10 protein-coding genes are annotated in these 21,915 nt (G+C 75.4%); 4 read left to right on the forward strand and 6 right to left on the reverse strand.

All coding sequences use genetic code 11. The features are described 5' to 3' along the window. Positions 1-71 precede the first annotated feature (71 nt). From WMF27_RS37670 to WMF27_RS37680, 3 genes are all read right to left on the reverse strand, one after another. Entirely contained in the window at positions 72-5,474 is a 5,403-nt protein-coding gene (locus WMF27_RS37670) for a hypothetical protein (RefSeq protein ID WP_437943408.1), read from the reverse strand. A 243-nt stretch (positions 5,475-5,717) separates the two neighbouring features. Further along, the gene (locus tag WMF27_RS37675; RefSeq protein ID WP_437943409.1) at positions 5,718-6,659 is read right to left on the reverse strand and encodes a formylglycine-generating enzyme family protein; all 942 of its coding nucleotides are present in this window, start codon (positions 6,657-6,659) and stop codon (positions 5,718-5,720) included. Between the two features lie 5 nt (positions 6,660-6,664). Next, on the reverse strand, positions 6,665-7,759 hold the full coding sequence (locus WMF27_RS37680) for a PEGA domain-containing protein (RefSeq protein WP_437764071.1): 1,095 nt from the start codon (positions 7,757-7,759) through the stop codon (positions 6,665-6,667). A gap of 638 nt (positions 7,760-8,397) precedes the next feature. Here WMF27_RS37680 and WMF27_RS37685 point away from each other — a divergent pair. The 3 genes from WMF27_RS37685 to WMF27_RS37695 are packed head-to-tail and all read left to right on the forward strand — an operon-like array spanning position 8,398 to position 10,897. Further along, the gene (locus tag WMF27_RS37685; protein ID WP_437764070.1) at positions 8,398-9,651 is read left to right on the forward strand and encodes a hypothetical protein; all 1,254 of its coding nucleotides are present in this window, start codon (positions 8,398-8,400) and stop codon (positions 9,649-9,651) included. Beyond that, positions 9,648-10,367 carry a hypothetical protein gene (locus WMF27_RS37690; RefSeq protein WP_437764069.1) on the forward strand — a complete coding sequence of 240 codons (720 nt, stop codon included), beginning with the start codon at positions 9,648-9,650 and terminating at the stop codon, positions 10,365-10,367. Before WMF27_RS37685 ends, WMF27_RS37690 begins: the two co-directional genes overlap by 4 nt. A 2-nt stretch (positions 10,368-10,369) precedes the next feature. Continuing rightward, positions 10,370-10,897 carry a hypothetical protein gene (locus WMF27_RS37695; RefSeq protein ID WP_437764068.1) on the forward strand — a complete coding sequence of 176 codons (528 nt, stop codon included), beginning with the start codon at positions 10,370-10,372 and terminating at the stop codon, positions 10,895-10,897. Between the two features lie 147 nt (positions 10,898-11,044). Here WMF27_RS37695 and WMF27_RS37700 read toward each other — a convergent pair whose 3' ends face one another. The 3 genes from WMF27_RS37700 to WMF27_RS37710 all read right to left on the reverse strand — a co-directional run bounded on the left by WMF27_RS37700 (position 11,045) and on the right by WMF27_RS37710 (position 18,895). After that, positions 11,045-13,786, reverse strand: a complete 2,742-nt coding sequence (locus tag WMF27_RS37700) for a hypothetical protein (RefSeq protein ID WP_437764067.1) — start codon at positions 13,784-13,786, stop codon at positions 11,045-11,047. Beyond that, entirely contained in the window at positions 13,783-17,067 is a 3,285-nt protein-coding gene (locus WMF27_RS37705; protein ID WP_437764066.1) for a poly-gamma-glutamate biosynthesis protein PgsC/CapC, read from the reverse strand. The genes WMF27_RS37700 and WMF27_RS37705 overlap by 4 nt, the downstream gene beginning before the upstream one ends. A gap of 70 nt (positions 17,068-17,137) precedes the next feature. After that, the gene (locus WMF27_RS37710) at positions 17,138-18,895 is read right to left on the reverse strand and encodes a S53 family peptidase (RefSeq protein WP_437764065.1); all 1,758 of its coding nucleotides are present in this window, start codon (positions 18,893-18,895) and stop codon (positions 17,138-17,140) included. 499 nt (positions 18,896-19,394) lie between these two features. On the opposite strand from WMF27_RS37710, the gene WMF27_RS37715 reads away from it, so the two are divergent. Continuing rightward, entirely contained in the window at positions 19,395-21,893 is a 2,499-nt protein-coding gene (locus WMF27_RS37715) for a hypothetical protein (protein ID WP_437764064.1), read from the forward strand. Positions 21,894-21,915 lie beyond the last annotated feature (22 nt).

Genomic DNA, 21,915 nt, shown 5'->3' on the forward strand with positions numbered 1-21,915 from the left:
GCGAAGCTCACGGCGGCAGCTCTCATCGTTCTCGCTGAGGCTACGATCGACAGCGCCACCGCTCGCCTGCTTCACGGCTCTTCCCACGAGGGCTCGACGGCGGGCCGCTCGCGCTCGACGCGCCCGCTCCCCTCCTCCTGCCGGTCGCGGAACGGCGTCGACGCCGGCGTGAAGTCGCGGAGGCCGCGGCGGGCTGTGTAGTCGTAGCGGAGGAAGACCAGCCCCGAGGCGCGCGGCGATGTCTCGGCCAGGCTCGGGACGTCGAACAGGAACGTCCCTTCCACGCCGAGCGAGGCGCGGTGCCCGCGCGCGAGCCAGCTCCAGAACGTGAGCCCCGCGGTGAACGCGTCGCGCAGGAAGGCCTCGTCGCGCGTCTCGTTCACCGGCCGGTAGCTCGCGAGCCAGCCGAGCTGGATCCACGGCCACAGCCCCCTGCCGGGGAGCAGGTCGAGGTCGAGCGTCGCGTCGATGCGGTCGAGCGCCGACGGCGCCGGGCTCAGGCGCAGCGACGTGCCCGCCGTGACGAGCGCGTCGACGAACGGCCGGTACCGCAGGCGCGCCCCGAGCGAGGCCTGCGTGTCGTGTCCGGCGCCGTACGGCGTGTAGACGTCCTTGTCGGCGCCGATGAAGCCCCGCAGCGACTCGTCCACCATGAGCCACGTGAAGCCCGCCCACGGCGAGAGCGTGAGCTCGCCGAGCGGGATGGACCAGAACGCGCTCGCGCTCGCCCTGGCGCCCATGGCCTCGCTGGCGTCCGGCTGGAACACGACGCGGCCGCTCAGCGAACCGCCGGGAACCCAGCCGCTCGAGCTCAGGTCGAAGCGCGCCTCCGCGCCGAAGCTCTCCGGGCCGTCGCGCAGGCGGCCGAACCCCGCGGCCGCGATCCAGGCGCGCCGCGCGATCAGCTCGCGGTGCACGTCGAGGCCGAGCTCGAGGGAGCGGACCGGAAGACGGTGGTCCTCCTCGGCGAGCTCGCTGTCGGTGAGGCGCGCGTAGCCGCCGACGGAGAGCGGCCCCGGGTCCGGGTCCTCTCCCACCGGGGGCGCCGGGCGAAGCAGCTCGTCCGCGGGCGCGATCGGCGCGGGCAGCGGCGGCGGCGCAGGCGGCGGCGCGCGGGGGCGGGGCGCGCCGTTCGCGACGGCGAGCTCGACGCGGAGCAGCGCCCGGCCGCCGGGCGAGGCGACGCGCAGCACATGCGGGCCCTCGGGCAGGACGGCGACGCGGGACTCGACCTCGCCGCCGAGCCAGAAGAACGGCTCGCGCGTGACGCCCAGGCGGCGCGCGGCGCGGTCCTCGGAGGCGTCGAGCGCGAGGGTGCCCTCCTCCACCGCGCGGCCGCCGGCCTCGCCGCCGGCACCGTCGAGCGGCGCCACCGAGAAGCGCAGCTGGCCGGAGGGCGCGGCCGCAGCGACCTCGGGATGGCAAGCTGGATCCCCGCCGTCCGCGGGCGCGGCGCGCGCGCGGGGCGACGCGCACTCGTAGGCGGCGCGGGCGCGGACGCGCACCACGGTCGGGCCGACGAACGCGAGCTCCAGGGGGCGCGCCGGGTCGATGTCGTTCCAGGTCGACAGGACGCGGCCCGAGAAGGGCTGCGCCGCGCCGCCCGCGGTCGCGCGGATCCAGCCGAGGACGCTCCGGTCCGCCGGAGGCCGCGCCTCGATGCGGTGGCTGCCCCGCGGCACCTGCACGACGCAGCGGTCGGCCATCGGCGCGGGCGCCGCGGAGCACGCGACCGGTACGCCGTCGAGCGCGATCGAGAACGCGCAGGGGGTCTCCTCGCGGTCGAGCGCCCGGCAGACGCCGTCGAGCACGATCGCGCCCGGCGCGGCGCGGTCGAGCCGGAACTCGGCGCGCGCGCCGTCGGTGATGAGGAGCGACGCCTCCGGCGCGTCGACGAGCGCGCGCCGCACCCGCACGCGGAGCGGCAGGTCGCGATCGGCCCTGGCCCGGATCTCGAGCGTGGCCGTGCCGGCCGTGGCGTCGGCGCGCGGCGGCACGGCCCAGCCGGTCACCGGGGCCAGCCGCGCGAGGGCGGCCGGCGGGAGCTGGACAGGCGGCGGCGCGGCGCCGGCGGGAGGCGCCGCGGCCGGGCCCTGTGCGGCGTTCCCCGAGGCCGCGGGCGCGGCGCCTTGCTGACCGGCGGAGGCCTCGCGGGCGGCCTCCTGGACGGCGAGCTCGGCGAGCGCGAGGGCGCGCAGCGTGAGCCGTCGATCGGGCGCCGGGGCGGCGGAAGCCACGTCGGTGGCCAGGTTCGCGGCCCGGGCGAGCGCCGCGGCGGAGCGGTGGGCGAGCCCGATCCGGGCGAAGGCGTCGGCGGCGAGCTGCACCTCGCTGGAGCGCTCGGCGAGGAGGCCGAGCAGCAGCGCGTCCGCGCCCGAGCTGTCGCCCGCAGGGCCCGCGAGCAGCGCGACGCCGCGCCGCGGGTCGACGCTGGCGCGCGCGCCGCGCGCGGCCGCGAGGGGCGCGCGGTCGTCGGGCAGCGGGAGCGGCGGCACGCGCGCGGGCAGGCCGAGCGGGACCGCCACCGGGCTGCCCGGCGGCAGGGTCAAGACGGTGCTCGGCGGCGCGCCCGCGGTCGGCGCGCCGGGAAGATGCGCCGCGTCCCAGCGATCCTCCTCGGCGGGGCGGTCGAGCGCGGCGAGCGCCGGGAAGCCGAGGGCGTCGAGCGCCGCGGCGCGCTGCGCGTGGAGCGCGGCGCGGGCAGGCGAGGGCGCGGCGCGGAGGGCGCGCGTGGCGCCCCGGATCTGCTCGAGGGTGCCGTCGACGGGCGCGCCGTCCGGCGGGCGCACCGGCGTGACGGCGCGCGGGGCGCCGGGCGCGGCGGGGTGCAGGCGCACCGAGGCGCGGAGCAGCGCCGGCGCATCGGTCTCGACGCGCAGCTCGTGCGCGCCGGCGGGGACCGGGACCTCGATCGAGCCCGTGGCGCCGGCGCGCACCCAGGCCTCGTGGACGGCGGCGCCAGCGCGCACGCGGAGCACGCGCGCGGGGCCGTCGGCCGGGGGCGGCGCGCCTCGCGCTCCGGGCGCCGGCGCAGCGGCTCCGGGCGCCGGCGCAGCGGCTCCGGGCGCCGGCGCAGCGGCGCCCTGCGCTCCAGGCGACGGCGCAGCGGCGCCTTGCGCTCCGGACGCCAGCGCCGCCTCGCCCGCCACGGCGGGCGGCGCGATGACGACGCGGGCCAGCGTGGCGCGCTCCGGGTCGGGGAGCGCGAAGGTCGCGGAGCCGTCGACCCAGGCCCACTGCACGATCTCGCGCAGGGACGCGCACGGCGCGCGCCCGCTGCGCGGGATGCGCGCGAGCACCGGCGGAGCGCCCGCGGGCCGCTGGAACGTGCGCGCCCCGGGCGCCACGGCGACGACCGACGTGAGCCCGGCGCCGCCGTGCACCGCGGCCGGCGCGCCGTCGATGAGCACCGGCGACTCGGGGACCACCTGGCTCGAGGCGCTCCGCAGGAGCACCCGCGCGTGGGCCCCCGGCGGCGCTTCGACGTCGATCTGCGCGCGCGCGGCGTCGAGGAGCGTCCAGCGGAGCCCGGACTCCGCGTCCACCTCGCAGAGGCCGTCCGCGGCGGCGCGCCCCGGTGTGCCGCCTCCCGCCGGCGGCAGCGCGTCGCGAGGCTGCGCGATCGCGCTCCACGCGGCCACGCCGTCGGGGATGTCGAGCGCGTCCCACGGGGCCTCGCGCGCCCAGGCGGTGCGCGCGAGCGGCGCCGCGCTCTCGACGTCGCCATGGCCGAGCGCGTACCGCTCCGCGAGCGGCGCCCCCGCTGGCCGGCGGCCATCGCGCGGCGGCGACATCGCCGCGCCCAGCGCGGACACGGCCGCGACGTCGTCCGGGTGCGCGCGGCCTCCGGCGGGCTCGCGCGGCGCCGCGGCCCCGGGCTGAGCGGGCCCGGACCAGGGCGCGTCCGCGGCGCCCGGCTCCGCGTGCGCGGCGGCGAGCCGCGCGAGGATGGCGCGCTGGAGCGACGTGGCGCCCGCCGCCGCGCGGCCCTGCGCCGCCGCGTCGCCTTGGGCCGCGGCCGACGCCTGCGCCGCCGTGTAGGCTTGCGCCGCGCGCGCGAACGCCGCGCCGGAGGAGGGCGCCCACCGCACCGACTCGGCGAGGAGGAGCGCCCGGAGCGGCGGCGGCACGGCCGGCCGCGCGGCGAGGTCGAGCGCGGCCTTCGCGGCGCCCGGCGCGGCGGCCCGGTCCGCGGCGGCGAGGAGCCGCGGCGCCTCGGCGTGGACCGGCGCGCGATCGCCGTCGCCGGCCTGATCGCGCCGCGCCGCGCGATCGAGCAGGGCGGCGCGGTCGCGCTGCGGCGCGAGCAGCTCGGCGACGCCGGCGCGTTGCTGGTAGCCGCTGGCGGCGACGGCGAGCTCCCCCTCGACGACGTCGACGGTCGCCGCGCGCGCATCGACCGGCAGCGGCACCCGGATCCACCGCGGCTCGCTCCAGCGCGCGGCGTCCGCGAGGCGCGACCCGGCGCGAACGACGAGCTCCCGGACGACGGCGCCGCCAGCGCGCACCACGACGCGCGTGGTCCCGTAGGTGCGCGCCCGGAGGGCGATGCGCAGCACGTCCGCGCCGGGCGCGCGGAGCTCGAGCCGCGCCCCGGCGCCGAGCGAGCGCCATGGCGTGGCGCGCTCGATGGCCGGGAGATCGGGGCCTTCGCGGCCTCCGCGCAGCTCGACGCCGCGCGCCACGAAGTACGGCTCGACGAGCGGCCGGAGGAGCAGCGACTCCTCGAGATAGCGCGCGGTGAGCCATGCGGCCGCGGCCGGGTCGAGCCGCGCGGCGGCGGGGGCGAGGCGCGCGGAGGGCGCGCCCGCCGCGGCCGGGGCGGAGAGCGCCGCGCGCGCGGCGTCGACCCAGCGGAGCAGCGCGCCCGCCTCGCCCGGCGCGGTGGCCGGCGCGGGCGCGCGGCCGCCGAGCCACGCGGCGACGTCCTCGTCGAGGCGGTACCAGGCCAGCGGCGCGCGCTCCCGTGCGGCGACCCGCACGGCGACCGGCGTGCTCCCGGCGCCGCGCGCGGCGGCCGCGCGCACGACGACGAAGCGCGCGCTCGACCACGTCGGCACCGCGAAATCGCGCGCGCCGGCCCCGACGGGAGGCAGCGGCTTCCAGGTGATCACATCGGGCGCGCTCCCGACGCCGGAGCCGAGGCCGATCCCTGCGACGTCGCCCCGCACTTCCAGCCGGTCGCCTGGCTGCACGGGCACGAGGAGCAGCTGCCCCGCGGTGAGCGCGACGGGCGCGGTGGGGTCGGCTACGACGGGCGCGGCGCGCGCCTCGTCCGGAGCGGGAGCGCCCTGCTGCGGTCCGCTGCTCCACGGCACGACGCGGGCGCTCTCCGGCGCCACCCAGACGAGCGGCTCGGCGGCGGCGGCCTCGCGTGCCCCCGGGACGCCGTGGGCGACCCCGAAGGCGAGCACGAGCGCCGCGGCGAGCAGCGCGCGGCGGGCGGCGGCCCCGGGGAAGGCGTCGAGATCCACGGCGATTACCCTTGCACCATGCCCACTCACGCCTCGCGCCGTGATCTACCGGGCTACCCGATTTCCGGGTTCGAGCGCAAGCGCGCGATCGGCGAGGGGGTGCGTTCCCGGCCGACCGGTCCGACCGCCTCCGGACACCGGAAACGCTCCTGGCCGACCGGTCCGACCGCCCCGGAAACGGTTCCTGAAAGCCATCGAGTCGACGACACCACAGGCCTCGACGCCGCCGTCGTGTCGTCGCCCCTACTCGTCCCGCGCGCAGCGGAACCCGTAGAAAGACAGCGTCCTCTCCGGCAGCTCGCCGATACGGTACGTCGGACTGAGCGTCTCCTCGGTGTGGGAGAACGCCCCTCCGCGGGAGCCCCTTCCGAAGCCTCCGTCGGTCAGTGTCGCGCAGTTGGTGCACGCCCCTGTCAGATCGGCGTGGTAATCGAGGACCCACTCGAACAGGCTGCCCGCCAGATCCGCCTGCTCCCATCTCCCGTCGCCCGCCGGGGATTTCGACCCGACGGACGGGATCGGGCACACCGTCGTCGTGGTATCGCAGCCGAACACCGCCAGATCCTGGCTCGGGGCCTCGTCGCCCCACGGATAGGCGAGGTGATCGTTCCCCCCGACCGCGGCGTAGTTCCACTCCGCCTCCGTGGGCAGCCGGCCCTCGTCCCAGGCGCAGAAGGCGAACGCGAGATACCAGCTCACGCAGTTGATCGGCGCGGCCTCGTTGCCGGCGGGCTCATCGGTCCACGTCCGGAAGTTGGCGTCGCATTGCAGCGAGGCCCGCAGCTCGTGCTGCCCCGCGGGCAAGCTCGCATCCCACGCCGGGTCCCAGCCGCTGCCCTCGATGAGCGGATGAGCGCCCGCTCCCGCCTTCGGCCTGGTCGCCGGATAGCCCGCGACGAACTGCCGGAACCGGCCCACCGTCGCCTCGAAGCGATCGAGCTGGAAATCGGCGACCGTGGCAGGATAACGCGCGTCGTTCAGGCGGTTGAACTGGCCGCCCACCACCTCGCCCGCCGCGCAGCAGCTCTCATCGGCCGCCGGACCGCAGGTGGGCGCGACCTGTTCGCAGTGCGGCACGACGAAGACGTCGGGCTCCACGTCAGGGATGCACGCGCCCGCCGCGGCCAGCGGGATCGCCAGCGCGGCAAGAGGCCTGAAGACCACCACGCGGTTGCTCTCGCCCATGCGCATCAGAAGCTCCCGGAGATGCTGGCGCCAGCGCCGGACGGCGCGATCCAGGGGACCGCGACGGCCGCCGGCGCGGGCGCCGCCTCGTCACCCGGCCGGACGATCCCATAAACCGCCACCCCCATCGCGACGAGCCCCGCGGCGCCCAGGCCGACGAAGAGGCCGAAATCGCGGTTCTTGCGCGCATTGTCAGCCGCGAAGTCATAGCCGGGGGCGCAGTACGTCCCGCCCGGGACCTCGCGGCAGTTCTCGCGCAATGCGCTGATCGCGGAGAGGTCGTCGATCAGGAACCCGACCGACGCACCGGCAAGGGCGATCCCGGCGGCTCCGGAGATCCAGGCCCAGGTCGGGGTGCCCCCGCCTCGCGCCTCGTTCGCCTTGGTGGGCGGCGTCGCGGCGCTGGCCGCGGCCGCAGCCGCGGGTCGCAGCGTGAGCTCGACCGTCGTCGTCTCGCCCTCCGCGAGCGTGATCGAGCGGGTCTCTGCCTGGTGCCCGGGGGCGCTCGCGCGGATCTCGTGCGGGCCGGGATCGACCGGCAGCGGCTCTCCCAGCGCGGCCGCCGGGAGCGCCGTGCCGTCGCGCAGCACTTCCATGCCGGCGGGCGCGCCCTTGACCACGATCACGAGCTTCGGCACGCGCGGCTCGAGGGCCGCGATCCCCTGGTTCGCGACCTCCTCCAGGCTCCGCCGCCGCTGCTCCCCGGCCGTCTCGCGGTTCAGGACGAGGGCGCGATGGTAATCGTGCCAGGCCGTCGCGAGCTTGCCCTCTCGCTCGCGGCAACGCGCGATGTTGATCTGGGTGCTCGCCGAGGGGTTGAGCGCGAGGCTCGCCTCGAACTTCGGGCACCCCGCCGCGTCGTCCCCCTTGTCGACGAGCGCGCGCGCGGCCTTGAAGAGCGCCTCCGCGGCCACCGGGTCGCGCCCGGGCTCCTGCGCGTGCGCCGCCGCGCCCCCGAGCGCGACCGCGACGGCAGACGCGAGGCCGGCGAAGGCGCGCGCGCCTCGCGCGCGGCTGGCATCACGACGGGTGTCGGGGAGGCGAAGGATAGGCACCGCAACAAGGCATTTCCCGAGCGGGCTCGTCGTCGTTTCCGCCATGTGTGCTCGTTCCGCTGCAGCGAGCCGCGGGGGCGCGCGGGGGGACCCTACAACAAAAAAGGCGCACGACCAACCCGTCAACGAGCGAGCCCGTGGTTCCGCTCGACGTAGCACCCACGTGGCTGAGCGGCGCGCGGCGCGGCAAGCCGCTCGTGAAGATGACAGCGACCCATCGAGTCGAATGGCGACACAAACGCTCATGAGAAGCGGAGTTCAGCGGCGCGCCACATACCAGGCGCCTCGACGACGCTCTGCCCTCCACACCGATCCGACGCTCCATCCCGGCTCCGCCTGACGGATCGTCCTCCCCACAGCCTTGGCCCGTCGTCCCGCCCCGGCGCCCGCTGCCCGATCAGCACAGATCGCCTTCGCCGGGCTCACCCGTATCGCCCGCCTGCGGCCCCAGCAGCGACCACCTCGGCCGGTCGGCGCGGATGGGAAGCGCGCCAGGAGATCGTCACGGTCGAACGCGGCGGCGGGGTTGGCGCTGGTCTCCATCGGCGTGCTTGCAGGCGGTGGTGCGGTCATGGCATGCGCCAGGGCAGCGTACAGGGGGCCACGTCCGCGTCCGGGCCCCTCGTGGGCTCACGCGCCACGCATGTGGACGCGCTCGGGAGCAAGCTGCCATACTCCCCCAGGTGACCACGCGGCTCGAAAAATTTCGTGAGTACATGGCGCGGTTCAATCCCGCCGGAGATCCGCGCGGTGCGGTCCGCGACGGCCTCTACGTACCGCGGCCGGGGCGGTCCACGGCCGACGAGGTCGCCGCGCGGCTGGAGATCGATCCCTCCTCGTCGCACCTGATTGTCGGCGGCATCGGGTCGGGCAAGACCACGCAGCTCCTGGTCGCGTGCGACCGCTTGAATAAACTCGCGGATACGCGCGCCGAGTACATCGACCTGAGCCTCATCCATGATCTCCAGAGCATGGCACCTGGGACGCTGATCGTCGCTGCCGGGCTTGCCGCCCATCGGCACCTGGAACCCGGGGACGACAAGGTGGCGCACGAGGCCGGCGAGCAGTTCCGGCGCTGGGCATACGGCCATGATCGTCACGTATGGGTCCCCTTCGACGACGACCCCGGTGAGCCGTATGATCATGGTGAGCCCGATGATGATGAGCCGGAGCGCGGCTACTACGACATCATTGAAGAGAAGCCGCTCCTGTCCTCGCCAGAGAAGCCGCTCGATTGGTCTGTGGAGGACAAGGCCCACCGGCTCGCTGAGATCCGCAGCGGCCTCCGCAGGCGCGTTCCGTACCTCGTGCTCCTGTTCGACTCACTCGACCGGCTGCCGGACCCGGCGGCGTTCGCGACCGCGGTCGAGCAGGACGTCCGCGCCATCCAGAAGGCCGGTATTGGCCTCGTCCTTGTGGGGCCGCTCCGATCCATGTTCGGTCCGCACCGCACGGTCACCGACTTCTTTCAGCACTTCTACCCGCAGCACGCGGTCGATGTTCAGCAGGACGAGCAAGGGCGCGCCTTCCTGGTCGACATCCTTCAAAGGCGAGCGCCGTCGGAGTTGCTCCCCGAGCCCGTATGTCGAAAGCTCGCCGAGCGCTCCGGCGGCGTACTCCGCGATCTCATTTCTCTGGCTCGTTCGGCGGGAGAAGAGGCGTACATGCGCGGCGCGGATCGTATCGAGGAAGAGCACATCGACGCGATCGCTGACGCCTTCGGGCGTCAGCTGATCTTCGGGCTCAAGCCCGCCGAAATCGAGGTCCTGCAGCGCGTGCGGCAGACGGGGACCTTTGTCCCGACGTCGGACGACGACATGGTGCTCCTCATGACCCGCCGCGTGCTGGAGTATCGGAACGGCAGCTCACGGTTCGTCGTTCAGCCCACTCTGGAACCGCTCCTTGAACAGATGGCCAATCGCCAGGGGGCGGCATGAGCGCCGTCGGGCTCCCGTCGATTCGTCTTGACGAGCTGTGCCGCAGGAACGACGCGGAGCTCGCTCCTGGCGCAATCCGGGCGGTCGTCGTCTCCGAGGGAGACACGCTGTCCCTGGCGCGACGCATCGCTCGCCGTTGCAGGGGGCAGCACCTGGACGCTCCCCCGGATGCGTCCGCGCTCGCGAGGCGTCTGCGTGCGGGCGGAGGCGCGCTGTTCGTCGTCTCCGGGCTGGAGACGTTCTCGGGTGACGAGTGGAAGCGCCTCGATCTGTTGAGGGGCCGCCTCTCCCGCGAAGGGTCCACCGTCCTTATCCTCTCGCCACGATCCATGGCTCTGCTGGCCAGAGCCGCGCCCAACCTGTCGAGCTTCATCAGTCCACCTCCATGGCACCTGGAAAGTGACCCTGACGATGCGGCCGAAGAGGACATCGAGGCGGCTCAGCGGTCGTCGGCTCATGTCAATGACTCGCCGTCACAAGCACGGCAGCGTCTGATCCGGCGCCAGTATGAGGAAGCGAGCAAGTTTCCTGGCGAGTTCGTCGTCATGATCGGAACGCGAGTGTTCTTTCATTCCACCGATCGAGAGGAGGCGATCCACAGCTATGAGTCGGCGTTCGAGGAGGGTCCCGACGGCGCGCCAGTCTTTATCGAGCCTGGGGTTCGGCTACCTGAACGCGATCCGGTAGTCCGTGGTCGCTCGCTGCGCGGCGCCTGAGCATGGTGATCGTCCAGCGTCAGCCGTTCGGCGTCTCTCGGTTCTTTACGGAGCACCAGGGCCAGCCTCAGGAACATGACCTGGGTCTGGTCGTCCCGGTCAGGATCCAGTTCGAGCGGTGGCTCGGGGGCACGCCGCTCGAAGCTGATGCCTTCATCGACTCTGGAGCGGACTGCACGTTGCTGAGCCATCGCTGGCTCGAGGCACGCTGGAGGACCGCGTTGCCTCGCGAAACGCTCCGCTTGCCGCTCATCGGACCTGGGGGCTGGATCCGCGAGAAGGTCTCGATGAGCATCGGCGGCTGCGTGCTTGAGCTCCCACCCTCGCCCCAGCTCGCATGGCAGGTCGGAGGCGCTGAGCGGCCGGAGTTTCGAGAAATGCCAGGCTATGAAGATCTGTTGCTCGGCCGGGACTTCCTCCGGCACCACGGGTTACTTCTCGTGATCGACGGCGAAAACTTCTCGCTCCTTTTACCCGACGAACAGGACAATCGGCGACGGCGCGCTCGGGTCCGTCGAGCCCTGGAATAACTCGGGGAAGGAGTGCTCCTCGGGCTGGCTCGATTGCTTTCCACCTGCCTCGGTCAAGAAGGTCGGCTGCGCGCCTTCTCCACATCGGTCCCCGACGGCGCTGGAATCCCTTGCCGAGGCTCGGCGCCACGCCTCACCCGCTCCTCCTCACGGATCGTCCTCCACCCACAGCCTCGGCCCGTCGTCCCGCCCCGGCGCCTTCTGCCCGACCAGCACCGCCCCGACCCAGACCGCCTTCGCCGGCTCCCCCGTATCGCCCGGCTGCCGCCCCAGCAGCGACAGCCGCACCGCCCGCTCCCCCGGCGAAAGGTCGTCGCCCAGCCGGATCACCGCGCGCCCCACGCCATCCGTGCCGCGCTTCTCCGTCGCCGCCTCCCACAGCGTCGCGCGCGTCAGGTCGCCGCCGCGGCCCGCCAGCACGCCGTCCGGGATCGTCACCCGCCGGAAGAACGCCGCCTCCCGCGACGCCGGCTTCGCCCCCTCGAGCCGGTACCGGATCCGGTAGTCCGCGTTCTCCCCGGGCGTCACCACGAACAGCACCAGGTGCAGCGTCTCGCCCGCCTCCTGCTCGAACTCGTACGTCATCGGCCGGGCGCGCGTCAGCTCGAACACGTCGCGCCGGCGCACGATCGCCCCGCCGTTCGCCGGCGGCGCGTCCGTGTACGCCACCCCCGTCTCGCCCAGCCCCTCGATCTCGACCCGCCGCGCGCCCGCCGGCGCCACCACCCGCAGCGACCCCGACAGCGCCACGATCGGCTCCCTCAGCGCCACCTCGCCGTCCACGCGCACCGCCACCTCCTTGCCCAGCGACGCGCGCGCGGCCCGGTAGATCACCGACAGCCGCCCCGCCCGCGCCCCCGCCCCGTCCACCCGCACGTCCTTCGCCACGAGCAGCGGCGTCCACGCGTCGCCCGGCGACGGCTCCCCCGCCGACTGCCACGCCGGCATCAGCAGCCGCCGGCGCACCGGCGCGTGCTCCGGGACGAGCACCCGCTCCGGCCGATCCGCGCTCGACCTCGCGCCCTCCCCCGCCCGCTCGATCCGCACCTGCTCGCGCAGATCCGAGAAGCGCTCCTTCCGCTCCAGATCGTCGAGGTTGAGCGCCCGCACGTCCGTCCACGTGCTCACGTCGAACGGCGCGTAGCGCCACGTCTCGTCCTCGGCCAGCGTGACCCGGTACGGCAGCCGGTACAGCGTCTCGTTCACGCCCGGCTCGATCGCGCGCAGCCGCAGGCGCGCCCTCGCGTCGCCCGTGATCTCGATCCGCTCCACCCCCGCCGGCGGCCGGAGGATCGCGAGCCGCGGCTCGGACGCGTCGAACCCCTCGTTCCACCACTCGAACCGCGATCGCGGGAGCGTCACCTTGAGCTCGGCCCGCTCCGACGGCCCAGGGCCCCACCGCGCCACCACCGTCGCGTCGCCCTGGTTCGCGCCCCCGCCCGCGTCGATCTCCGTCCGGATCAGCAGCCCGAGGAGCTCTTGCCCGGGCGCCATCCGCGCGATCACCGGGTCGCTCGGATCCAGCGCCAGGTAGCGCACGATCCGCACGTCCGGCGGCGTCTGCAGCCGCGCCGGAGCCGCCTCCGCTCGCGCCGCGGGCGGCTCCGCGGCGGCCCCCGGCGGGAGCGCCCCCGGCGCGGCGTCGGGGCCGCCCTCGCCCGCGGGCGAGGGCATCGCCGGGTGGACGATCTCGCCGATCTGCTGCATCGCCTGCGCCCCCGGCGCGCCGAACCGCACGCCGAAATCCGGGCCGACGCCGTCGATCACCACCGTCCGGATGTCCTCCCGCAGGAGCCGCACCGTGGCCCTCCCGAGCGGGCCGAGCTCGACGCTCGCGGACCCGCTCGCGCCGTCGGCGACCCGCACCGTGCGGCCCGGCGGGCCCTCGATGTCGAGCGACAGCGGGCCGCGGAAGTTCAGCGCGGCCGCGCGGCGCTCGCCGATCACGAACTCGGACGCGCCCCGCCCCTCGGCGCGCGGGTACGGCATCCGGAACCGCCGCAAGAGCAGGCGCGACATCTCGTAGTCGATCCCCTCGCGGCCCCCCGCCTCGAGCCGCCGCGCCCAGCCCCGGAGCAGCTCCTTCCGCGCGGGCTCCGGCAGGTCGGCGAAGCCGAGCGCCGACGCCCGGAGCCCGAGCTGCCGCCGCTCCTCGGCGTCCAGGCTCTGCTCGTAGACCGCGCGCGACGCCTCGCTGCGCTGGTAGCGCCCCTCCAGCCGGGACAGGATCGTCAGCTCGCTCGGCGCGCGCGCGCCGTCGCCGCCGTCGCTCCCCACCGCGGGCTTCGCCCGGAGCCGCACCTGCCCGCCCAGCGGGAGCACGTCGTGCGTGATGAGCAGCGTCGAGCGCGGATCCGTCACCGCGCCCCCGCCGCTCGCGAGCCGCGCCGCGTACTCGCCCTCGCCGAGCGGACGATCCGGATCGCAGCTGACCCGGCTCTCCAGATCGATCGCGTGCCGCGCGACCTCCTCCCCGCGCTCGTTCACGAACGCCGCGACGAACCCGTACGGGTAGCGCCGCGCCGAGTCGCAGGCGTCGGCCCTCACGCTCCCCCAGGTCGTCACCTCCACCGCGTCGATCTCGGCCGGGATCTTGATCACGAGGTCCCGCTCCGGCTCGATGTGATAAGCTAGGATCTCGTCCTCGGCCGGCAGCGCGCTGCCCAGCGGCGGCGCGCTCGACAGCTGCGAGAGCGCGAACGCCGTCACCCCGAGCAGCGCCATCGCGATCAGCCACCGCGGGTTCAGCGCCCTGCGCGGCGCGCCGTCGCGGGCGCGGAACCCCGCCGTCGCCAGGCGCGCCCGGGACGGCGGCCGCGCCGCGTGGGAGCGCGGCGAGGCGGCCGCCTCGTGGCCCGCCGGCTCGCGGCGCTTCGCCGGGGCGGTCACGGGGCCCCCTGCTGCGGCGCCGCCCCGGGCCCGGCCGCCTCGACCCGGAGCGCGCTCGTGCCGACCGTGACCGCGCGCCGCAGCCGCGAACCGCCGGGCACGGCCGCGCCCGGCACCGCGACGAGCGCGCCGTCGATCGGCAGCAGCTGCGCCTCCCCCGGCCGCGCCGCGATGACCCACGGGCGCCCCGTGATCACGTCGCGCCCGATCTCGACATGACACCGCGCCTCGCCCCGCCGCGCAGCCGTCTGTGCCGAGAAGTGCGCCCTCAGGTAATACGGGTTCCGCTCGGTCGTGTAGCGCCGGAAGGGCTCTATCGCAGCGGCAAGGTCGCACGCTGCGGTCACACCCCGGGTCGGGCAGAGCTCGTCCCCGCTCGCTCCTGCGCCGGCGCTCCCCGCGCACGACGCGAGCGCCCGAGCGCGCGCGGCCACGTCGAGCGGCTCGGGCGTCACGCCGAGCCGCGCGAGCCGCGCCTCGAGGCGCGTCTCCCCCTGCCCCGGCTCGACGAAGCGCCGGAGCTCGAAGAAGCGCCGGACCGCGCTGCCCAGGTACACGATCGCGAACCGCCCCTCGGCGAACCGCTTCGCGTAGGCCATCGCCATGTCCGTCGCGCCGCTGAACGGCACCTGCTCGCGCGTGCCGTCGAAGATCCCGACGCGCAGCTCGAGATCGCGCATCGTCTCCAGCAGCGGCCCCGCGAACATCGGCACGTGCCCGGGCCGCACGACCTCGTACCCGAACGAGATCACCGCGTCCCGCTCGTAGGTCCGATCCGCCTCGATCGCCTGCACCGACAGCGCGTTGCCGCCGTCCCCGACCCAGACCTCGTGCGCCCGCTGGAAGTAGCTGCGCAGCCCCTCGGCGCGCCGCACGTCGGCGGCCCCGCTCGGCTCGGCCGTGGGCACCGCCCCGGCGAGCAGCAGCGACTGCGCCGAGAGCGCGTCGGCGAGCGCGAGCCCCGCGCCGAACGCCCCGATCTGCCACCGCGGCGCGGGCACCTCGACGAGCATCGCGCCCGTCATGGATGACTTGACCGCCTCCGCCGAGGGCGGCGCGGGCAAGATGGCGCTTGTCGACGCCGCCGGCGGCGACGCCGACGCATGCGCCAGCACGAGCCACGCCGGGTTCCCGCGCCGCTCCGGGCCGCCCTCGGCCGGCCCGGGCTCCGCGATGCCCCACGCCGCCGGCGCCGCGTCGGTGCCGCCGATGCGCACCTCGCGGAAGCCGAGGCGCCCGAGGATCGCCCGCTCCCACGCGGTCGGCGGCGCCGCGCCGGGCGCGCCGCCGGGGCGCGTCGCCGCCGCGATCAGGCGCGGCGCCACCACGGCGTCGAACAGCCTGAGCTCCTCGAGCGACGGCGGGCGGAAGCGGCCCGGCTGGACCTCCGTCAAGGACACCATCCGCTTCGCGAGCTCCTCCTCCAGCGTCCCGGTCCAGCGCACGGCCTCCGGCGCGCCGAGGGAGCGCGCGCCGACCGCCTCGGCGACCTCGCGCGGCACGTGCAAGCGCGGCGCGTCGCCGAGGGGCGTGGACGGCTCCGCCGCCGGGCGGAACGTCATCGCCGTCTCGGCGCCGAGCCCCAGGCCGATCGACACGACGGGCAGCCCCGCCGGCGAGCCGACCACGCTGAGCTCCGGCCCGTCGCCGCCGCCCGGCTCGACGAGGAGCACCTGGGGGCTCTCCATGGCGTCGAGCATCGCGGCCACGAACGCCTCGTCGTGGCGCCGGATCGCCCCGTGGCGCGACAGGAGCACGACCCCCGCCGCGTCGAGCAGCTCCGCGACCCGGAGCGCCACCGCCGGCAGCGCGGAGCCGAGCTCGGTGGGCGCGGCCAGCACCAGCCACTCGGGCGCGGACGTCGGGCTCCGGCCGACGCGCTTGCGGATCGCCGCCCGCGGCGCGCTCGGCGTGTCGTCCGGATCGTCGAACCGCGGGCTCAGCACGTACCACGGCCGCTCGCCGTCGCCCTCCCGCGCCACCGACACCCGCGCGCGCTCCGCCGCGCCGAGCAGCTCGTCCGCCGGCCGCCCGTCGCGCAGCACGCTGCGCGCGAGCCGGTGGGCGATCCGCCGCGACTCGATGTCGGCGGCGATGGCGGCCGCCCTCGGGCGCGGGCCGGGCCGGGGCGCCGTGTCCGCCAGCACGAGCGACAGCGCGGCGCTCTCGATGCGCGGCACCGGCCTCGCCGCGGCCGCGGGCGGCGGCGGCGCGCCGCCCCAGCCGAGCGCCACGAGCGCGTAACCGACGCCGTTGCCGACGAGGAACGCGGTGAACGACACCTGGATCGTCGGCATGATCACGATGCCGACGTGCTCCTTGTTCCACATCTTCACGGCGAGCAGGCTCGGGAGCAGGTAACCGAAGCCGAAGTAGTCGACCATCTGCAGCCCCGGCGCGTACCGCACCATGGCGAAGCCGATCGCCATCTTCATGAGGAAGCCGAGCACGTACACGAAGATCATCCGCCGCGGCCCCACGAGCAGCATCCGCGAGAACGGGCGGACCGAGGTGATCCAGCGCGAGAGGTAGAAGACGACCAGCGCCTCGATCGTCGTCGTGAGCAGCTTCGTCGGCTCGTACCACGCCACGGCGAGCAGGCCGGGCACGAGGATGCCGTTGTAGTCCCACCCGTAGCGGACGTTGTTGCGCGCGCCGAGCAGCGCGCCGATGACCAGGATGATGTGGGCCTTCGGCAGCTCGAGGAACTCGAGCGACAGGCTCTCGTTGAGCACCTGGAAGCGCGAGACCGAGAGGTTCGTCGTCCGGAGCAGCACGCCGAGCACGAGCGCCGTCAGCGCCGTGACGACCGCGAGCCGCGGCGCCGCGCGCAAGAAGCCGCTGTTCCAGAAGGCGTTCGCGATGAGCGGCACCAGCACGAGCCCGATGCTGTAGAGCTCCCGCGAGTGCACGAAGTCGTAGCGCGCCGAGACCTCGGGCACGACGAAGCCCTCGACGAAGAGCCGCACGATCACCGCGCCGACGATGAACAGGTAGAACCGCTCGCGCCCGAACGCCGTGGACCACGCGCCGGTCCGGGTGATCCAGCGGCCGATCAGCGCGACGAACAGGTACGTCACGATCGACTCCGCGATGATGAACACCGCGGTGACCGGGGCCGCGAAGAACACCGTCGCGAGGTAGCCGGGCACGACGAGCCCCGCGTACGTCCAGCCGAGCGTCTCGGTGAAGAACGTCCCGAAGACGAGGCCGATCAGGACCGCGGTGTGGAGGCTCCGATCGAGCCCGTTCGGGGGAAAGAGCGGCAGGTTCTCGAGCATGCGGCGGGGCGGCGGCGGCGGGGCGGGTCGGCGCGCGCCGCCGCCCGGCGCGGTCGCCAGGGCGGGCGCGCTACGGCAGCGTGGTGGCCAGGCCGATCGCGCTCGGCGCGCCCCAGCCCGTCGGGTAGTCCCAGCCGGGCCCCGCGGCAAAGAACTCCGTCTGGCCGCGCACGACGTCGCGGAACGTCGCCTGCACCGCGGGGGTCGTATAGAGGATCGAGTTGAGGAACCCGGCGCGCGGCAGGCCCTGCGCGGCGCGGTAGCTGTTCACCACGGCGATGAGCCCCGCGAACGCGGGCGCCGAGAACGACGTCCCCCCGTACGTCCGCCACTCGCCGAGGTAGTAGACCCAGTACGGCCTCGGCGAGGGCGCGGCGTGCATGGCGACGTCCGCGACCGCCCGCTTGCCGCCGGATCCCTCGACGACCCCGACCTGCCAGGAGGGGATCGGGAACGAGAGCGTCGGGCCGGAGCCGGAGCCGGACCAGGCGAGCTCGTCCTCGACCTCGCCGTCCTCGTCGAGCCAGAGCGACGTCCCGCCGACCCCGGTCACGTACGGGCTCGCCGAGGGCGTGTCGGTCTGCGCCGAGTCGCCGGTCGCCGCGACCACGGTGATCCCGAGCGCCGCGGCCATCTGCGCCGAGCGGTGGTACTGGAGCCGCACGGCCGGCGGCTCGGAGTCCTCGCGGTGGGCGAACGAGTCCGTGATGACCGACACCTCGCCGCGGCCGATGGCCTCGTTGAACGTGTAGACCATCGACGTGTTGCGCGCGTCGGGGCCCTGGTACACCACGAGGTCCGCGCCCGGCGCGAGGCCGCCCGCCCACGCCACGTCGAGCGTCGACTCCACATAGCGCGTCGAGACCGGCTCCATCGTCTGGACGACCAGCGGGTTCGCCCGCTCCACGCCGAGCGCGCGCCAGAACGACTGCAGGTCCTTGTACTTGAAGGTCGCGCCGATCGTGACCCCGAGCTTCACGCCCTCGCCGGTGAACCCGAGCTCGTAGAGATCGTCGATGTCGTACGCGCCCGCGATCTGCGCCGGGGCCAGCCCCCCCTCGACGCCGTCCGGCGGATCCGGCTCGATCTCCCCGGCCTCGCCCGGGAGCGGCCTGGTGCTCGCCGCGAGATCCGCCGTGATGATGCCGGTCGTGCGTTCCGACACCCACGTCGGCACGGTGAGCTGGCCGAGGGCGCCGTAGACGTCGAAGGGCGGATTGCCCGCCTGAGGGTTCTCCCGCTCGAAGACCCGGAGCTCCGTGTCGAAGGTCTCGTTGAACTGGCTCACCGTGCCGGTGAACTGGATCAGCAGCCGGTTCGCGGCCGTGAAGTTCACCTGCATCCCCTGCTCCTCGAGCCAGAGCTTCACGAGGTGCACGTCGCGCTCCCGCGGCGCGTACGCCGCGACCCACTCGTCCCGGGTCATGTACTGGCGGAACCGCGGGCCCGCCGGGTCGTAGATCTCGGCGATCCGCTGCTCGAGCAGCCCCGAGTTGCGGATGGGGAAGCCCATCAGCGCGCGGACCACCTCGTCGCCGCCGGCCACGCCCTTGTCGGTGTACACGCCCGGCAGCGGGCTCGGGATGCCGTCCGTGGCCTCGGTGGGCTCACGCTCCTCCTCGGTGAAGTCGGGCAGCTCGTCCGGCAGCTCCTCCCCGCCGGCCCCGCCGGCCCCACCGCCGCCGGCCTCGGCCGCGCCGCCGCCGCCGCTCCCGGCCGCGCCGCCGCCGCCGCTCCCGGCCGCGCCGCCGCCGCCGCTCCCGGCCGCGCCGCCGGCGCCCCCGCCGCCTCCCGCGCCCCCGCTGCCCGATGAATCGGCGATCTGCACACTCGACTCGCAGCCACAGCCAGAGCCCGAGAAGGCCACGCTGCTGACCAAGCTGAGCAGACCGAGGACGGGCGCGGCACGAAGCACAGGTGAAGCACGGCGCATATGCACCAAGGATTCAAACCCCTTCCGACAGGCCGATCCAGCCGAATCGTCACAGCGCGCTGACGTCGCATCACACGTGCGCCGCCCGCAACACAACGCGCGTCGGCGGAGCGTTGGGAGCACCACGTCGCACCCTGTCGCGAACCGCTTCGCCGCGGCCCGGGATTCACCGCGGCGCCACGGCCAGGTCGGCGATCGCGGCGCACCGGAGGGCGATAGAGGCGGGCGCAACGGCTGCGCCTGGGGCCCCAGGGAGCGACCTTCTCGTCGCACGGCCGATGCTCTTGGCGCGGCGGACCCGGGTGGACAATTGTATTGATTCGACCACGATGCGACGCTCAGGCTGCCCGGGGCGTCCCGCGCACCCCCTCGAGAGCCGCGGCCTTCATGGATTATGGCGAAGACTTACCGTCCGCGGATCCCCAAGCCCTTTCGCATCCCGCGCCCGATGGCCGCGCAGGCGGAGGCGACGCGCTTCGGGTGGCTCACGCCTGACGTGCTCTCGATCGCCGCGGGGGCGCTGATCGCCGCCGTGGCGCCGCTCGATCGGCTCGACTACGTGGCGCGCGGCCTCACCGCGTCCGCGCTCGCCGACGCCGCGCCGTCCGCGCAGGTGCTGCTCGTCACGGCCTCGCCCGAGGCGCTGCGCGAAGGGATCTGCGAGCGCTCGCTCCCCGGGCTGCTCGAGCGCGGGCGCGCGCGCGGCGCGCTGCTGATCCCCCCGGCCGACGCGTTCTGCGGCGGCGGCGGCGCAGCGAGCCGCGCGGGCGCCGTGAACGCCACGAGCGCCGCGGGCGCCGTGCCGGTCGTCCGGATGCCGCCCGAGCTGCTCCGCCTGAGCGCCGGCGATGTCGTCGGCTTCTTCCCGCTCGCGGCGGGGGAGCGCGCGCCGGAGCTCGGCGCGCTCGGCGTCTCGGCGGCGCCCTGGGTGCTCAAGAAGGCGCCGCAGAGCGTCCCGGCGGTCAGCCTGCGCGATCTCGCGGACGGCCAGGTCCCCGCGAGCGCGCTCGAGGGCCGCGTCGCCGTGGTCGCGGTGGGCGCCGGCGGCGTCGCGCCCCAGGCGGTCGCGACGTCGGCGCTGCCGCCGGCGAGGGGCGTCGCCGCGGTGCTCGGCGGGCTGCTCGACGGCGGCCGGCGCGCCGCGGCGCCGGCGTGGGTGCCGGCGCTGTTCGTGCTGCTCGCGGGCGGGTTCGTGTGGATCGCGCGCCGCCGCTACGGGAGCCTGGTCGCCACGGCCGCGCTGTTCCTCGGCGTGTTCGCGCTCGCGGCGGGGCAGGGCGTGCTCGCCGCGCGGGCCGAGGCGAGCCTCATCGCGCTGCCGAGCGCGCTGTTCGGCCTCGCTGTCGCATTCGCGGGGGTCATGATCGTGCGCGGGTTCGTCGCCCAGCGCTCCGTCGATCGCGCCGCGGAGCTCATCCAGCGCGCCGCGCTGTTCCGCATGCAGGGCGTCCACACGCTGCCGGACGAGGAGTTCTGGCCGCGCGTGGCGCGCCTCGCGGAGCAGGCGCACCCGGCCGATCTCGTGCTCGTCGCGGAGCTGCCCGCGGGGAGCTGGCACCTCCGGTTCTGGAACGACAGGCAAGGCGGCGGCGAGAGCCTCGTCGCCGAGCGCCGCAACGACGTCCGCCGCCCCCCGTACAGCAGCGAGCAGGGCGTGCCGGCGATCCGCCTCTCGCGCCGGTTCCTGACGAAGCAGGACATGCCGGCGGTCGTGGTCCCGCTCATCGCGTTCGGCGAGATCGAGGGGTACGTGTTCTTCTGCGGCCCGGTCGCCGAGCAGACGTTCTCGCGCGAGCCCGAGCGGGCCGAGCACGTCGGCCGCGAGCTCGCGCTGCTCCTGCGCAGGAAGCGCCTCGCGCGCACGGCCCAGGGCGGCGCGGGCGAGGCGCGCGGCGGCGGCTCGCCGGAGGACGACCTCGTCGAGGGCGCGCGCGTCGCGCTCGACGATCTCCAGCTCTTCGGGTCGCTGCTGCGCAGCGCGCCGGTCGGGCTGCTGTACGCCGACGCCTTCGGCGACGTCCGCTTCGTCGCGCCGGAGTTCGCGAAGTGGCTGCGGGCGCGCGACGTCACGGTGCCCGCGGAGAGCGCGAGCGCGGCGCTCCCGCCGGGCTCGCTCACGCTGGGCGACGTCCTCGGCGCCACGTCCGCCAGCGACGCCGCCGTGTCGCTCTCCAGCGTGATGGCGAGCGACGACGGCATCGAGCTGAGCGTCAGCGGGCCCGAGCCGGCCGTGATCTCGGTGCGCCCCCTGCGGCGCGAGTCCGACGGCTCCTCGTGGATCGCGGGCTACGTCGCCGCGCTCATCCCGGTCCAGCAGGCCGCCCCGGTGTCCGACAACGTGCGGCCGCTCGCGGTGCGCGACGCCGCCGATCCGCTCTGCGCCTTCCAGCTCGGCGACGTCGTGGCCGATGCCGTCGCGAGCGCCGCGCGCGCGACGGGCCGGGCCGTGCGGCTCGAGCCCATCCGCGGCGCGACGCACGCCCTCGGGCACCGCGGCGAGCTCGAGCAGGTGCTCGAGGCGTTCTTGACCGACGTCGCGGGCCGCGGGCTCCCTGGCCACGGCCCCGTGGTGTCGGTGCGCGAGGCGCCCCAGGGCGTGCAGCTGTCGATCCTGGACGTCGGCTTCGGCCTGGGGCTGCCGGAGTCGGCGCTCCAGCGCGTGCTCACCGCCCCTGGCTCCGCGCCGGCCGGCCTCGAGCCGCTCGGCCGGCTGATCGTGGCGGTCGAGGACAGCCACGGTCACGCCGAGCTCAAGACCAACGACGGCTGGGGCATCACGCTCACCGTGACGCTCCTCAGGGCGCACCCGCGCGCGTTCGTGTCAGCGAACGAGGGCGGCAAGCCGGCCGCGCAGCAGAACGTCATCGCGATCGGCAGGGCGGGGCCGAAGTAGGCGCGGGCGCCGGGGCGTGGCG

This window comes from Sorangium sp. So ce281, from assembly GCF_051527395.1.
GTDB lineage: Bacteria > Myxococcota_A > Polyangia > Polyangiales > Polyangiaceae > Sorangium > Sorangium cellulosum_B.